Source organism: Paenibacillus sp. FSL R10-2782 (genome assembly GCF_038592985.1).
In the GTDB taxonomy this organism is placed as follows: Bacteria; Bacillota; Bacilli; order Paenibacillales; family Paenibacillaceae; genus Paenibacillus; species Paenibacillus terrae_C.
The window spans coordinates 292,132-307,071 of the sequence record NZ_CP151951.1 but is presented as its reverse complement, the minus strand read 5'-3'; the positions used below and the strand labels follow the sequence as shown (position 1 = coordinate 307,071).

Annotated in this window: 11 protein-coding genes; 4 read left to right on the top strand and 7 right to left on the bottom strand. The window is 45.7% G+C overall.

Going from position 1 to position 14,940, the window contains the following annotated elements:
* Position 1: 1 nt before the first annotated feature.
* Both NST83_RS01375 and NST83_RS01370 read right to left on the bottom strand, forming a co-directional pair.
* A complete protein-coding gene (locus NST83_RS01375; RefSeq protein ID WP_342416301.1) occupies positions 2–457 on the bottom strand; it encodes a PTS sugar transporter subunit IIA in 456 nt (151 codons plus the stop codon).
* Between the two features lie 172 nt (positions 458–629).
* On the bottom strand, positions 630–1,523 hold the full coding sequence (locus NST83_RS01370) for an AraC family transcriptional regulator (RefSeq protein WP_342416300.1): 894 nt from the start codon (positions 1,521–1,523) through the stop codon (positions 630–632).
* A gap of 130 nt (positions 1,524–1,653) precedes the next feature.
* On the opposite strand from NST83_RS01370, the gene NST83_RS01365 reads away from it, so the two are divergent.
* Positions 1,654–3,912 (top strand): beta-L-arabinofuranosidase domain-containing protein, encoded by a 2,259-nt coding sequence (locus NST83_RS01365; protein WP_342416299.1) that lies wholly within the window; start codon positions 1,654–1,656, stop codon positions 3,910–3,912.
* Between the two features lie 124 nt (positions 3,913–4,036).
* Here NST83_RS01365 and NST83_RS01360 read toward each other — a convergent pair whose 3' ends face one another.
* A complete protein-coding gene (locus NST83_RS01360) occupies positions 4,037–4,990 on the bottom strand; it encodes a LysR family transcriptional regulator (protein ID WP_342416298.1) in 954 nt (317 codons plus the stop codon).
* Positions 4,991–5,125: 135 nt separating this feature from the next.
* Between NST83_RS01360 and NST83_RS01355 the strand changes: the two genes are divergently transcribed.
* Positions 5,126–6,115, top strand: coding sequence for a zinc-binding dehydrogenase (locus NST83_RS01355; protein ID WP_342416297.1), 990 nt, complete (start codon positions 5,126–5,128; stop codon positions 6,113–6,115).
* Positions 6,116–6,200: 85 nt separating this feature from the next.
* On the opposite strand, the gene NST83_RS01350 is transcribed toward NST83_RS01355, so the two are convergent.
* The 3 genes from NST83_RS01350 to NST83_RS01340 form a co-directional block, all read right to left on the bottom strand.
* Positions 6,201–7,592 (bottom strand): MATE family efflux transporter, encoded by a 1,392-nt coding sequence (locus NST83_RS01350; RefSeq protein WP_342416296.1) that lies wholly within the window; start codon positions 7,590–7,592, stop codon positions 6,201–6,203.
* Positions 7,593–7,801: 209 nt separating this feature from the next.
* A complete protein-coding gene (locus tag NST83_RS01345) occupies positions 7,802–9,169 on the bottom strand; it encodes an MFS transporter (protein WP_342416295.1) in 1,368 nt (455 codons plus the stop codon).
* A gap of 27 nt (positions 9,170–9,196) precedes the next feature.
* Complete coding sequence (locus tag NST83_RS01340) at positions 9,197–11,140, bottom strand: beta-L-arabinofuranosidase domain-containing protein (protein WP_342416294.1); 1,944 nt, start codon at positions 11,138–11,140, stop codon at positions 9,197–9,199.
* Positions 11,141–11,335: 195 nt separating this feature from the next.
* Between NST83_RS01340 and NST83_RS01335 the strand changes: the two genes are divergently transcribed.
* Both NST83_RS01335 and NST83_RS01330 read left to right on the top strand, forming a co-directional pair.
* A complete protein-coding gene (locus tag NST83_RS01335; protein ID WP_137061222.1) occupies positions 11,336–12,211 on the top strand; it encodes a helix-turn-helix domain-containing protein in 876 nt (291 codons plus the stop codon).
* A 119-nt stretch (positions 12,212–12,330) separates the two neighbouring features.
* On the top strand, positions 12,331–13,728 hold the full coding sequence (locus NST83_RS01330; protein ID WP_342416293.1) for a phytase: 1,398 nt from the start codon (positions 12,331–12,333) through the stop codon (positions 13,726–13,728).
* Between the two features lie 28 nt (positions 13,729–13,756).
* Here NST83_RS01330 and NST83_RS01325 read toward each other — a convergent pair whose 3' ends face one another.
* On the bottom strand, positions 13,757–14,842 hold the full coding sequence (locus NST83_RS01325; RefSeq protein WP_342416292.1) for a DUF3626 domain-containing protein: 1,086 nt from the start codon (positions 14,840–14,842) through the stop codon (positions 13,757–13,759).
* Between the last annotated feature and the right edge of the window lie 98 nt (positions 14,843–14,940).

Sequence of the window (14,940 nt, the reverse complement as noted above, 5' to 3'; positions counted from 1 at the left end):
TTTATGACACCAACCCTTCTGTATATTGTTCGAGCAAATGATACACATCGTCGCCACTCTTGGCGCTCGCTACCGCTTCCTTGAAGGAATCCTCCAATAGCAAGGTTGCGAGTGAGGAAATAATTTGCAAATGGGATACATCCACGGAGCCTTTGGGCACCAAAATACTGAAAATATATTGGACAGGCTTACCGTCATGAGATGCCCAATCAATACTATCTTGTAATCGGATAACCAAAACTGCTGGTCTTGTGACTGCTTCGCTCTGCGTATGAGGTATGGCAAACTGATCCTGAAGGCCCGTCGAATATACCTTCTCCCTTTCCCACAAATCCTGCACCAGCTGCTCTCTATGGACGGTGACACCCAGCTTCTCAGCCTCTTGGGCAATAAATTCAAATACAGCCGATTTTGTCTCCAGCTTCTCATCCAGATAAATCTGTTCTCTAGTAATCATGGTGGATGTCTCTCCTCCCTTCTATCTATAAGTGAAACGCTTACAAGTTCATTCTAGCCGACTCTCCTCTAATGTTTTACCTATAAAATTTCCCGATCCAAGCGGAAATGCATTAGAGTTAATTTTTGGGAATGGAAAAGAAAAAAAGCGCACTAGGCGCTTTGGCTTGCCGTCAGACTTTGTTCATAAATGTTTTGTGATAGGCATTCCGGTACTGGGAAGGGGTCATATTCACTATTTTTTTAAACATACGCATAAAGTACTTCTCATCCGTATATCCCGATTCTTCCGCAACCTGCCTAATGCTCATATCGGTACGGGAAATCAGCTCCTTGGCTTTATTGATGCGGATGCTGTGAATGAACTCCAAGGGGCGCATACCTGTATTTTGCTTGAACAAACGGGATATATAATCCTTGTTGTAGTTGAATTTTCGGGCTAAATCCGTCACGGTTATCGGTTCTTCCGCATGAATACGGGTCCACTCGATAATTTTGTTAAAGCTCACATTCCCCTGTGGGCTGGCGGGGCTGGAGATCAAGCGGCTGAGAGCCAGCTCGGATATCTCAATCAGCAGCGAGGTGAACAGATAATTTGCACTGTGATGCGTAAGATAATGCGAATTGGCTACATGCAAAATCTGATTAACGATAATATGAATGCGGTCTCCGTTGCCCGCACGCACGCATTGCGGTATATAGATATCCCGTACAAAGCCATGGCGCTGCAATTGAGCATCCATAGCACGGGTCTCCTGCTTCATTTCTTCATAGGATAATACATTTGGGGTCGTAGGAACATCGAAGTGAAACCAGTAAAAGGTAACCCCCGGCAATGATTCCTGATATCCTCCATGTGTACGACCGGGATAAAGCAACACAATATCTCCTTCCCCGATCTCAAAATGCTCCTGTTCCTCCCGTATATATACCGTCTCCCGCACACCAAGGATCAGCTCAAAGTTCTCTATAGAACGACTCATATGCTTCCAGGGCACCTCGGAAATAAACTCGCCTGCCGAGATCAGTTGAATGGGAGTATCTACATTAACTTTCAGATAAGTCATTTTATCGCCTCTTTAGCTTCATGTTCGGATTTGTCCACCCATTGTATGGTTAAGCTACTGACATACCGTGATGGCAATGCTAATGTAGTGGAGAAATATACACTTTCATCTTAGCTAAGGAGCGATGATTTTGAAAGCAAAAGCTTTTGACTTGCATAACGTAAGCATTGATTCCGGCCCACTTTACCATGCGATGGAGCTGAATGCGGCCTATCTGCTGAGCTTGGAACCCGATCGTCTATTATCGCGCTTTCGTGAATATGCAGGACTGGAGCCCAAAGCGGCTCACTATGAGGGCTGGGAATCCCGTGGCATCAGCGGGCATACCCTCGGTCACTATCTGTCCGGCTGCTCGCTGATGTTTGCCTCAACGGGTGACGAAAAACTGCTTGAACGAGTACATTATGTCATCGACGAGCTGGAAATATGCCAAAACAATCATGGAAACGGATACATTTCCGGTATTCCGCGTGGGAAAGAGCTTTTCGAGGAAGTGAAGGCTGGCGATATACGCTCGCAAGGCTTTGATCTGAACGGAGGCTGGGTGCCGCTATACACCATGCATAAACTCTTCGCAGGCTTGCGGGATGCCTATCTGCTCGCGCATCATCCCAAGGCTTTGCAAATGGAAATCAAACTTGGCAACTGGCTGGAGGATGTACTCCAGGAACTGAACGATGATCAGGTACAGCAGGTACTTCATTGCGAATTTGGCGGCATGAACGAGGTGCTGACGGATCTGGCGGAGCATTCCGGGGAAGAGCGCTTCTTGAAGCTGGCGGAACGCTTTTATCATGGGGAAGTGCTGAACGATCTTGCAGTAAACCACGATACGCTGGCAGGACGACATGCCAATACCCAAATCCCCAAAATCATTGGCGCTGCACGGCAATATGAAATGACCGGAAAACCGCAATATGCGGATCTCTCCCGCTTTTTCTGGGATCGGGTTGTTCACAAGCATTCCTACGTTATTGGCGGCAATAGCTATAACGAGCATTTTGGGGAACCAGGAAAGCTGAATGACCGTTTGGGCGAAGGTACCTGCGAAACCTGCAACACTTACAACATGCTGAAATTAACGAGGCATATGTTCGAATGGGACGCATATGCAGCGTATGCGGACTACTATGAACGGGCAATGTTCAATCATATTCTGGCTTCACAGCAGCCTGTCGATGGACGAGTATGCTATTTTGTATCGCTGGAAATGGGTGGGCACAAGTCCTTCAATTCTCAATATGACGATTTTACCTGCTGTGTCGGGTCCGGGATGGAAAGCCATTCCATGTACGGCACTGCGATTTATTTTCACACGCCAAAAACAATCTATGTCAATCAATATGTCCCTTCGACCGTGACGTGGGATGAGATGGGCGTACAGTTAAAACAAGAGACTCTCTTTCCGCAAAATGGTCGGGGAACGCTGCGTGTCATCAGCAAGGAATCCAAATGGTTCACGATCAAGCTGAGATGCCCGCATTGGGCGGAACAAGGCATGATCATTAAAATCAACGGGCAAGCGTTTGCCGCAGAGGCTTGCCCTACCAGCTACGTTGTAATCGAACGGGAATGGAACGATGGGGATACGGTCGAGTACGACATTCCCATGACAGTAAGAGTCGAGGAAATGCCGGATAACCCGCGCCGGATTGCTTTTATGTACGGTCCGCTTGTGCTGGCTGGTGACCTTGGTCCTGTCGCGCAGGATTCCAACGAGGAGCGCCTGCTGGCGTCTGTTCTGATCGGGGAGACCGATTCGCTGACCTCGAAGCTGGTTCCTGGCGGGAACAAGCCAAATGTATTCCGGATGAACGATGTAGGCTATGTCGGTGATTTAGAGCTTCGCCCGTTTTATCAAATGTATGATCGTTCCTATACCGTCTATTGGGATCTCTTTTCCAAGGAAGAATGGGCCTCAACAGAGGCGGAATACCGTACCGCGTTAGCGTACCAGTTGGAGCTGGAGCGACGTACGGTGGATGCTGTGCAGCCTGCTGAAATGCAGCCAGAACGGGATCATGCCTTTACGGGCGAACATGTGAGTCTGGGGTCCATCTATAACCGTAAATATCGTGATACCTGGCCTGGAGGCTGGTTCTCTTTTGTCATGAAGGTGCTCCCGGATGAGCCTGTCCAATTAGCGGTGACTTATCTGAAAGATTCGGATCGCTCTCATCATGACTTTGTTATCACCGCAGATGGTCAGAGGTTAGGAGAAGGCAAGCTGGAGTCGGAGGAAATGAATAAATTTGCAACGTTCGCCTATGAGCTTCCACTGTCTGTGACGAGCCAAAAGAATGAAGTTACGATTCAATTCACAGCCCATCCACAAGGCAAGGTTGCGAAGGTCGCAGGATTGCGAGTGATCAGACATTCTATTGCATGATAAAATGACTTATATACAAGAAAAGCAGACGCTCCTGTGAGCCGTCTGCTTTTTCTGCTTACTGCGCGCTGTATAGCTTAACATCATAGGTAAAGCCTAATGTTTAACTTCACGAAAGCTGTTTCTAATCTTGCGCAATTCTTGCTCGAATATAGCTCCCATTGACTACATGCTCACCCGGTACTACGATGGATGGATGTTTCATTAAATCCTCATTCAGTATAGCATCCCTTTTCATCCAGTGAAGCAAGCCTGACAGCGCACTGGAGCAAACGGAATCCCGCCGATGAACAAACCACACCTCCAATTTCCGATATTTTTCAGGCAGACGATGTGAAGCAATACTTCCCGTTTTCTCCGCCTTCGCAATCGAGGATTGTGGCAGCATGGACACTCCCAGACCAGAAGCTACACCACCCAGAATTACTTCCAATGTTCCAAATTCCATAATCTGATAGGCATTAATACCTGTTTCGCTCAAAAAACCTTCCGCTCTTGCCCGGTGTGTGCAGCCCACGTCGAAAAACAGCATAGGCTTGGCAAGTAGCTCGCCCATCTCCTTGTTCCCCGGTTCCGAAATAAGCACCAATTCCTCTTCAAAGGCCGCAACATGGTCTATATGCGGATCATCGACAGGCCCATAGACGAAGGCTCCATCTAATTCATAATTTAATACCTTTTGTACGAGATCATGCGTTCCGCCTGTCAAAAGGGATAGCTGGACATCCGGGTATTGTGAGTGGTATTCCGCCAATAATGAAGTCAAATGCGTGACCGCCGCTGTCTCAATCGAGCCCAATCGCAAAGGTCCCGTAGGATGGTCCGAATATTGAGTGGACTTTACAGCCTCGTCCAGCAAGGTCAGGATTGTATCCGCATATCCCAGCAGATTCTCTCCTGCCGGCGTTAGCGTCATTCCCCGATTAGATCGACGAAAAAGCGGTACGTTCAATTGTGCCTCAAGCTGCTGAATCCGGGAGGTCACATTGGACTGTACATAGTTCAAAACCTGCGCAGCCTTCGTGATACTGCCCTCGCGAGCGACAGCCTGAAATATTTTCAAATCACTGCTTTCCATATATACGTCACCTGCTTGGTATGATCATTTATGATACTCACGTTCGATTTTGTTCATTTTACCGGATGCTTATCGCTCTGTACAATTCAATATACATGCAAATGCATCTCAATTCGAACCACGGGAGGTTTTACAATGAAAGCCATGATACATGCCAGCAAAAACGGCCTTGAGGGCCTTATGTATAAAGAAGTTACGGACAGACAGCCGGGGCACGACGAAGTGAAGGTAAGGCTCCAAGCCGCAGGCTTGAACCACCGAGATCTGTTCCTCATGGCGGATCGAACCGCCAACGATGCCCCACTCATTCTCGGGTCGGATGGCGCAGGCGTGATCGAGGCTGTGGGCGATGGCGTCCCAATCTCGCTGGTAGGCACCGATGTAATCATTAATCCATGTATCGGATGGGAGCATACGCACCACATTCCCTTGGTTCCAACCATTCTGGGCGGACCCTCAGACGGGACATTCGCTGAATCGGTTATCATCCCCTTCCAAAATGCCGTCCGCAAGCCAGCTTACCTATCTTGGGACGAAGCAGGGGTGCTACCTTTGTCTGCTTTAACCGCTTACCGCGCTCTCTTTACCAGAGGCCAATTACAGCAGGGTGAGCATGTCCTCATTCCCGGCATTGGCGGCGGTGTAGCCACGTATGCCATGCTTATGGCTTTAGCGGCGGGCGCACGGGTCAGCGTCACATCACGTAGCGAAGCGAAAAGACAAGCTGCCCTCGCCCATGGCGCTAATCATGCATTTGACAGCCATGGCGATTGGAAAGAAAGTGTGAACGGAGACGCCGTGGATCTGATCCTTGACAGTATCGGCCCTGCTACGTTCGATAAATACCTGGAAATCCTCAAACCGAACGGTCGAATCGTTACATTTGGCGCAAGCTCAGGAGATCGAATAGAGATTCCGCTGCGGTCTATATTTTTCCCTCAAATCAGCATCATCGGCACCTCCATGGGCAGTGGCGAGGAATTCGCAGATATGCTTCAATTCATGGAGCGCCATGCACTCCATCCAATTATAGATAGCGTTTTCCCTTTACAAGACACGGCGCAAGCCTTCCACCGTATGCAGCAGGGAGCACAGTTAGGTAATATAGGGATCAGGATGAAGTAAGAGCCTGAACGAAGTACAGGAAGAAAAAAATCCACTACTATAAAATGCCTTCATCCAGAAGTCAATTTTATGGTAGTGGACCTATTCAGTCGATCAAACGATGCTGGACCCATTTATTGCCACGGAAGCGCCAAAGGAAAACGATCCCCCGCACGCCCCATTCAATATCCATAGCCAGCCAGACACCAACAATCCCCAGATTGAACACAATGCCCAAAATATACCCAAGCACCACCCTGCACAACCACATGGACAGCATCGAGGTGAGAGACGTAAATTTCGAATCACCTGCTGCTCTAAGCGCAGAGGGTATGATAAAGGCAATGGACCAGAGCGGGATCTGGGCTAACGTATTAATCAGTATGACAATGAAAATGTCATCTACGATTTCAGCAGGCGGATGAAATAGCCCCACCATTGGCTTGAACAAAGGCATAAGAATGAGGCCCATTACAATAAAAGAAAAAGACGATAGCCAAATAAAGGATTTGGTAAACCTGCGGGCATCCTCGACATTTCGACGCCCCATACATTGACCGACTACAGTCACAATCGTAAGAGCCAGGGCATTCGCAGGAATTTGGAACACATTAGCCAGTGATGAGCAAATGGCATTCGTCGCCAACGCATTTGTTCCCAGGCTCACAATGAAAATTTGGGTTAAAATTTTACCCCCATTGAAAAACATCTGCTCTGCTGCAAATGGAAGCCCGATGAACAAAATTTTTTTAAGCATGGCTAGATTAAAATAAAGCATATCTCTAAGCTGAACACGCAGGTCATCATCTACCCTGACCAAATAGATTAATGCACAAACTGCCCCTGCGTATCTGGACACATTGACTGCAATAGTCATGCCCAGCACACCCATGTCCAATACATTAATGAATACTACATTTAAAAGAACGTACGAAAGGTTCATGATCAGAGAAAGCGCCAGCGATGCCCTCGTCTTGCCTATTCCCCTCAGCGCTCCACACACCGCCTCAACGATTGCAATCCCAACGAAAGACATACAGCTTCCCAGCAGATACACCTTGCCGTTAGCTAATACATCCGGCGAGGCGGAGCCAAACAGAACACTTAAAATCGGATTGTACAACACGATCATAAACAAACTGATAGCCAGGGCCAGCAAGGAAACGGAGGAAATGGTGCCGGATGCAGCCTTAGAGACCATGAGGTCGTTACCGCTCCCCTTATACTGCGCAACCACAACCGTCCCCCCGGTGGACACGGCAACAAACACATTTATCAGAAAAATATTCAGGGAGTCAATCATATTCACCGCACTGACCGCCGCCATACCCGACGAGCTAATCATGGCCGTATTTACCAAATTAAGGCCCACTATAAAAGCCTGATCGATCAATAGAGGAATAAATAAAGCAATAATTTGTCGATAATCAATAGACTCGCCCGAAAAATACCTGTTCAGAAAGCCATGGGTTCTCGTTCTTACACTCAGTTGACTCATATCATCACATTCTTTTTATCAAATTGAAAAAAACCCTTCAACAGAAGAGCTTTCATAGAAGTATCACTCCAAAAGAAAATCCTGTCAATAGTTTTACTCACATTTAAAATAGAAAAAACACAAAAACCTGCTCAGCTCAGTGAACAGGTTTTTAAGTGAAATTAAATCCCTTTCATAAGGTTATTAAATCCTTGTTACATGTATTTAAATTATCTTCTTGCAATTAAATCCTGTTGAATGGAGACTTCGTTCTTTTCAAATTTTTTATAAAAGAACATAGGAATGATGCCGATCAGGAAGATGATAAACGGTAGCCAGATAAAGCTGAACTGAATTCCGGACAACGCAGTAGGGGTTTGAACTTTCCCGGCGATATAGCCCGTGCTGCCCATGATCCATGCTGGTAATAATCCGCCGATTCCACTACCCGCTTTAATACAGAATGCGCTTCCAATAGAAGTCAGGAAACCACTTGCCCGAATGCCATTCTTCCATTCCCCGTAATCGACTGTATCTGATAACATTGCAAACGGCATAGAACATGCAAAGCCTGATCCTAACGCACCAATAATCCAACCGATAATAATGAGGGTTAAGTCTGTACTGCCCATTAAAATCACAACCTGACCAAGTGCAGCCAAAATCAATCCAATAATCATGATGCTGTTTTTACTTAATTTTCTGGCGAAAAACGGAATCAGAACCATCGAGATCAATTGTAAAGAGGTCAGTCCGTTGATTAAAGGAACCAGGTCCTTGCTGTCCAGGTTGTATTGCAGATAAAAGATAAGCGTTGCTGAACGGATATTCAAGCCAATCCAATAGCACAGGTTAGCAGCTACGACGAGCATCCAGGGCCAGTTTCGTTTAATAGCCGCAAAGTTCTTGGCAATTGGAACCGACTTGGTTTTAACCGCTGCATTTTCACGCAAATCGGCAAACGCTATCAAAAACATGATAACGGCCATGATTCCAAATAAAACGAGCGTTAACGAAAAACCTTTTTGATCATTCCCCTGTCCAAAGAAGGCCACCAGAGGCAACGTAAACGTCGTAGCTATGAAGAAGCCCACATTCCCCCCGACCATACGGAAGGAGTTCAATACGACGCGTTCGTTAGAGTTCGTACTCAGGTTAGGCAGAATGGACGTAATGGGTGTACTGATCCCTGTATACAGGATACCGGCTATGATATAAGTGATCGCCGCGTACGCAATTTTTCCAGACTCACTCCAGTTGGGTGTTGTGAACGTAAGAACCATGAACACCGCAAACGGAATACATAACCATAGAAAATAAGGTCGGCTTTGCCCGTATTTTGACTTGGTCCGGTCAATCAGGATGCCCCAGATCGGGGCATCAATGGCATCAATAAAGCGGGTGATAAAAAGCAGCGTCCCGGCAATCCCAATAGAAAGACCGAATACATCCGTATAAAAATACAATAGATAGCTGGAAATAACACAGTATAAAAGATTGCCCGCTGTATCCGTTAATGAATAGCTGATTTTACGATGAAAAGGAACGGTGCTGGCTATTTTCTCGGGTGGTTCCGTACTCACAATTCTCGTGCTCATGATCTCTTCTCTCCCCATAAGAATGAATTATGATTCATAAACCCACACACGCATTTCTCCTTTATCCCGGTTGCACCAGGCGTAGTAAGGAATTGCAGTGATTTGTTGATAAACCAATTCTGGGGGCTCCGAGCTATATAATGCAGTCGAGCTTTTCACCCGATAACCCTCTGTCGTCAGCTTTACAATTCCACCAAGCAGGTTTTCGCTAAACTCTTCCGTAATGAGACTGTCCTTGGGCAATCTTAATCCCGCCAGGTTCTCCCCGTTATCCACTTCTTCCAGACAAAACACGATTGGACCACGTTGGAGAGCGACCTGCTGCTGATTCATGGAGACAAGAGGATTGCTCCGAATCCGTTCAACGGGCATAGCCAGATGCAGGGTTACCACATCACCATCATTCCAGGTACGCTGAATCTCTACATAGCCTTTTTCAAGCTGGTGTAATGAAATGGTTTCGCCATTCACCTTCACCTCTGCCTGCTTGCACCACCCCGGAATCCGAAGTGCCCATGTAAAGGAAGTCGGCTCTGCTACATGAAGCGAAAAGTTCAGGTCCGCATCCCATGGATAATGATGAGTCTGTGTAATTTCCACCTCTTGACCGGACAATGTAAGGTTCACTTTGCCTGCAATATACAGATGTGTATACAATGTATCCTTGGTTTGGGTGTATATATTGTCTTCGACCGATGCGATCATACGCGCCAAATTAGGGGGACAGCACGCGCAGAAGAACCATTTTTGCCGTTCTGTTTTCACGTGCTCCTGATCTTTTCTGGATTTTTGAAAAGGATTCACTTCCAGTGGATTGACGTAGAAAAATCGTTTACCATCCAGATCCATCCCACTAATTGTTCCATTGTACAGCGCACGCTCCAGCACATCGGCATATTTGCGGTCTGGTGCTAAGCGCAGCATACGATTGGCCCAAAAGGCCAGCCCTACAGAAGCACAGGTTTCACAGTACATGCTGTCATTCGGAAGATCATGGTTGCAAGTGAACGCTTCCGCGTTTACAGAAGATCCGATGCCAGCGGTAATGTACATTTTTCGGCTCGTCACATCATCCCACAGCGTTTCACAGGCTTTTAAAAGGGAGGCATCTCCTGTTTTCGCAGCCAAATCTGCCATCGCAATATATAAATACACAGCTCTTACCGCATGACCCACAGCCTCCGTTTGTTCCCGGACAGGTTGGTGTGCCTGCTGGTATTCGAAACCTAAGCCAAAATTAATGTTGTTATCGTCATTCCAGGTAGGCTCTGTTTGAATTTGTTTTCTGTTTTCTCGTTCCTCTTCAAAATAAATCGGGTGCTGCCCTCGCTGTTCGATAAAATATTGCGCTAATTTGAGATATTGATCCTTTTCAGTTACGTCGTATAATTTGATCAAAGCCAACTCGATTTCTTCATGCCCAGGGTAGCCTTTTCGTTTTCCCTCTTCCGTACCAAAAATCTGCTGAATCAGGTCCACGTATTTCTCCATAATGTGCAGAAACTTCGTTTTGCCTGTCGTTTCGTAATAGGCAACCGCCGCTTCTATAAAATGTCCCGCACAATATAGCTCATGGTTATCGCGCAAGTTGGTCCAACGATTGTTGGGCTCTTTCAGCAAATAATACGTATTCAAATAGCCATCTTCAGCTTGAGCTCTTCCCAACAGCGCAATCACTTCATCCGCCCGTTCTTCAAGTGCAGGGTTCGGATGATCCCTTAAACTAAACGCCACCGTTTCCAGCCATTTTGCAATATCACTATCTTGGAAAACGGTTCCATAATACTCTCCGCTGGATTCACCAGCCGCAATTTTAAAGTTTTCAATCGCATGACTGGGTTCTGTATCTGGCAACTCATCATTTAATGCTTTCCACTGATAAGGAATGACCTCTTCCGCCACAACCTGCTTATACTTTTTCCAAAATGAATCCTCAACGACGACATGTTTTACTGGCTTAGCTGTTTTCATTGGATAAACATCCCTTCCCAAAAATAGAACGCTTTCATTTTTAAAAAAATAAGGATAAAGTAATGATACATACCCGACCAAGCTAACCTGAGCTTCCCTTGCTACAGTCCTTATTTTATCAACCTGAATTTATAAAAAAAATCGCAATCTTTAACTAAAAGTTATACGATTTCACACACAAAGGAGCTGACTTCCATGAGCAAAACAAACTTTCTATCTTTCCTTGTCCCTCCATTGCCTTATTTCATTGAGGGGAATTTTACTACATACCAAAAAGGGGACTGGCACCCGAATCGTTATAACCTGGGCTATTTTGACGTTATTATCATCAAAGAAGGACTGCTGCACATTGGCGAAGAGGATGAAGCATGGAAGGTAGCTGAAAATTACGCACTGATTCTTGAACCGGATAAACACCATTTTCCCATTGAGGCATGTACAGAACAAACCTCCTTTTACTGGTTTCATTTTCAAGCCAGTAGTATGTGGTGCGCGCAAGCCTCACCCAATCTGATTACACCAAGCTCACCCATACCCGAGCTGCATTTTCATTCCGAGCACACAACTATCCATTTACCCAAATTTCAAAAACTAATCAATCCCCATGAGCTGTTTTCTAAATTAGACTACTTACTAGCCTCTACCTTAAAACCCAGAAAGCTGGCCCTATGGGAGGCCCAACAGACGTTTGTGAATATTTTTCAGAGTTTGGAATATGATGAGAATTATAAAAGCAGTTCCTCCAAGTTAGCAGAACAGATCGAAATATACTTAAAGCAAAATTACAAAAATACGATCACTAATAAAGACCTGGAGGCTCATTTTCACGTACATCAGAACTATCTCGCCAGATGCATGAAGGTCGCTTTTCACCGTACGCCGCTTGAATATTTAATGGATTACCGGCTGGATCAGGGGCGCAGTCTTTTGCTGCAAACCGACTGGTCCGTCCAGCAAATTACAGAGGAAACGGGGTTCTCCCAAGCCAGCTATTTTTCCAAATGCTTTAAACAAAAATTTGGGATGTCCCCGAAAAACTATAGACAACAATACTGGAAGCCGACGAATTAAATCGTAAAATGTATAGGCATTACATTACATTTCCTTTACATTTTCATCGTACTCTTCTTATGTTACTCCTTTACACTAAATCAGTTATAAGATTCTACTTCATGAAAAGGGGTATACATATGAAGACAAGTAAACTAGCTTTATTGACGATTTTGACAGGGGGTTTGGTATTACCTACCGGAATGACCAGTGCGGCAGAGGTTCAACCATCCGGGTATGCACCGCTACGAACACAGGCAGACAAAATGGGGGCAGCCATTACCTGGGACAGTGACGACAAATCTGCTTTGGTAAAGCTGAAAAATGGCATCGTCGGAACCTTTACAGTCGGTGAGAAGCAATATCGCCTAGCTGGCCAAACGGGGGAAGCAGATCGTGCAATTAAGATGGTCGGTGGAAATATTTATCTTCCTACAAAACTTCTTACCACGCTTGAGACAGAAAACAGCAAATATACGGATCCCAAAGACGCAGTTCCTACATATAAGGTTACCCCTACTGCCGAGACAGAAGCCGTGGAGGATGGAGATGACGCTGCCGACGATCCTGCGATTTGGCTGAATCCGACCGACCCGGAGAAAAGCAGACTTGTAGCGACCAATAAAGGCGGCGGAATTTTGGTCTATGATCTGCAAGGTAAGCAATTACAGAACTATAAGGTCGGCAAAATGAACAATGTGGATATCCGGTACGGTTTTACACTGGGCGGCAAAAAGATTGATATTGCAGGAGCAACCAATCGCACCAACAACACCGTTGATATCTTTGCTATTGACGGGGTATCAGGAACGTTAACCAACGTGGTTGGCCAGCCTATTAAATCATCTATGAAAGAAGTGTACGGATTCAGCTTGTACCATAGCCTCAAGACAGACAAGTTTTACGCTCTCGTGTTGGGCAAAGAGGGGGAATTTGAACAATATGAGCTGACAGACAACGGAAATGGAAAAATAGCTGGTAAGCTGGTCCGTCAGTTCAAGCTCGCTACCCAATCCGAGGGCATGGTGGCTGATGATGAATATGGCACAGTCTACATCGCTGAAGAGGATCACGCGATTTGGAAGTATAATGCCGAGCCAGACGGTTCTTCCGAGCCGCTGCGACGTGTGGATATTGCAGACGGACGTAGACTCCAGGACGATATAGAGGGACTTACGCTGTATTACGGCCAAGACGGCAAGGGGTACCTTTTGGCCTCCAGCCAAGGAAACAGCAGCTACGCGATCTATGAACGGCAAGGCGACAATGCTTATATAAGCAACTTTACGATCAGCGCCAGCCCTACAGTCGACGGTACTTCTGTTACAGACGGTATTGATGTTCTGGGCTATGGATTAGGCAAGAATTTCCCGCACGGTATCTTCGTTGTACAAGATGATGAAAATCTTCAAAACGGCAAAAAGCTGAATCAGAATTTTAAAATGGTACCTTGGGAGCAGATCGCCAAGGGTGCACGCATCCCGCTAACCATAGACGACGGCATCAACCCGCGTGAATTGGTGAACAGAGAAGGGTAAGAATTGCTCCATCTTTACGGAAAATTGTTCACTTTTCCATTGGCTTTCCATATCTCACTAAAACATGCCAGAGTAATTTTAATTCTTGCAGAACTTCTCTGTAGGCTCCTCTATCGCTCCAATTACTTGGATTTCGTTTCAAGTCCATAGCTGCAGAGCCAATCATATTTACATCAATAAAATCACTTTGCGCAATTCTTTTGGCTAGTGAAGGCATTGAAGGACCTCTAAAATTCATAGGAACCTCATCAACCAAAAGTGTAAAGCCCATGTGCCAGTAAAGATCAACTGAATACTTTAAACATATCTGTTCTAAGATTCGTCCTGTATGGGTGCCCTTAAATGATGGATCGGCAACAAGCATCGTTACGTCTTCTTTAAGAAAAATGTCACCATGAACCTGAGCTTCGATATAGTGGTTAAGATTTCGGTTTGGCTCTTTGTTTGATGGATTTTGGAATGGTTTCTCAAGATTGACGAGCATATGGTCGATTAACTTTCGAACCGTCAGATTTCTTTCACCAATGGCAAAATCACTATAGAACGCATCCCTCATGAGAGCAGCCAAAATGAGGTCAAATTCCTCATACGTCCCCTTTTCCTTGGGGTCTTGGTGAGAATCCAAATAAGTATAAGTGCAACGATGAGAGACCTCAGTGGATAAAAGGAAATAGCATGATCCAAAACGTGGAGCAGGTCCATCGGGATGTAACATGACATTGAGTGCCCCATACTTGGGCCGTTCGCTATTGGTCGAGCCATTTATTTGGTACGCTCCGCCAAACATTTTATTCTCCCAAACGTCACGTTCACCACCTGGAAATGCTGATACACTTCCATTCGATAGGAAAGTCTCAAACTGGCTTTTATAAATTCCCTGCTCAAGTAGTGCTTCAGCAACGCTTTTCATGGTCGGATCTAATCGATCTGGGTGAAAGTGCAGCGCAATTCTTGCATGAGATTTTAGTTTAGTGATAGCATCTTCAAATGTCTTCAGCTCGATGCTGGACATTTGAAGGATTTCCCTAATTGCTTGCTCCACCTCATTTTTGCGGCTTCTTGCGTAATTTGTTATATACTCTTGAGCTAATTGCTGAGACCTCGATAATTCCATGGCAGAAGAGTCCCTTCCCTTTTTATAGAATCATAATACATGATGGACAGTAAGGGAAATTGCAGATAGAGTTATTAATTTAACGGGGAACGTTAGTT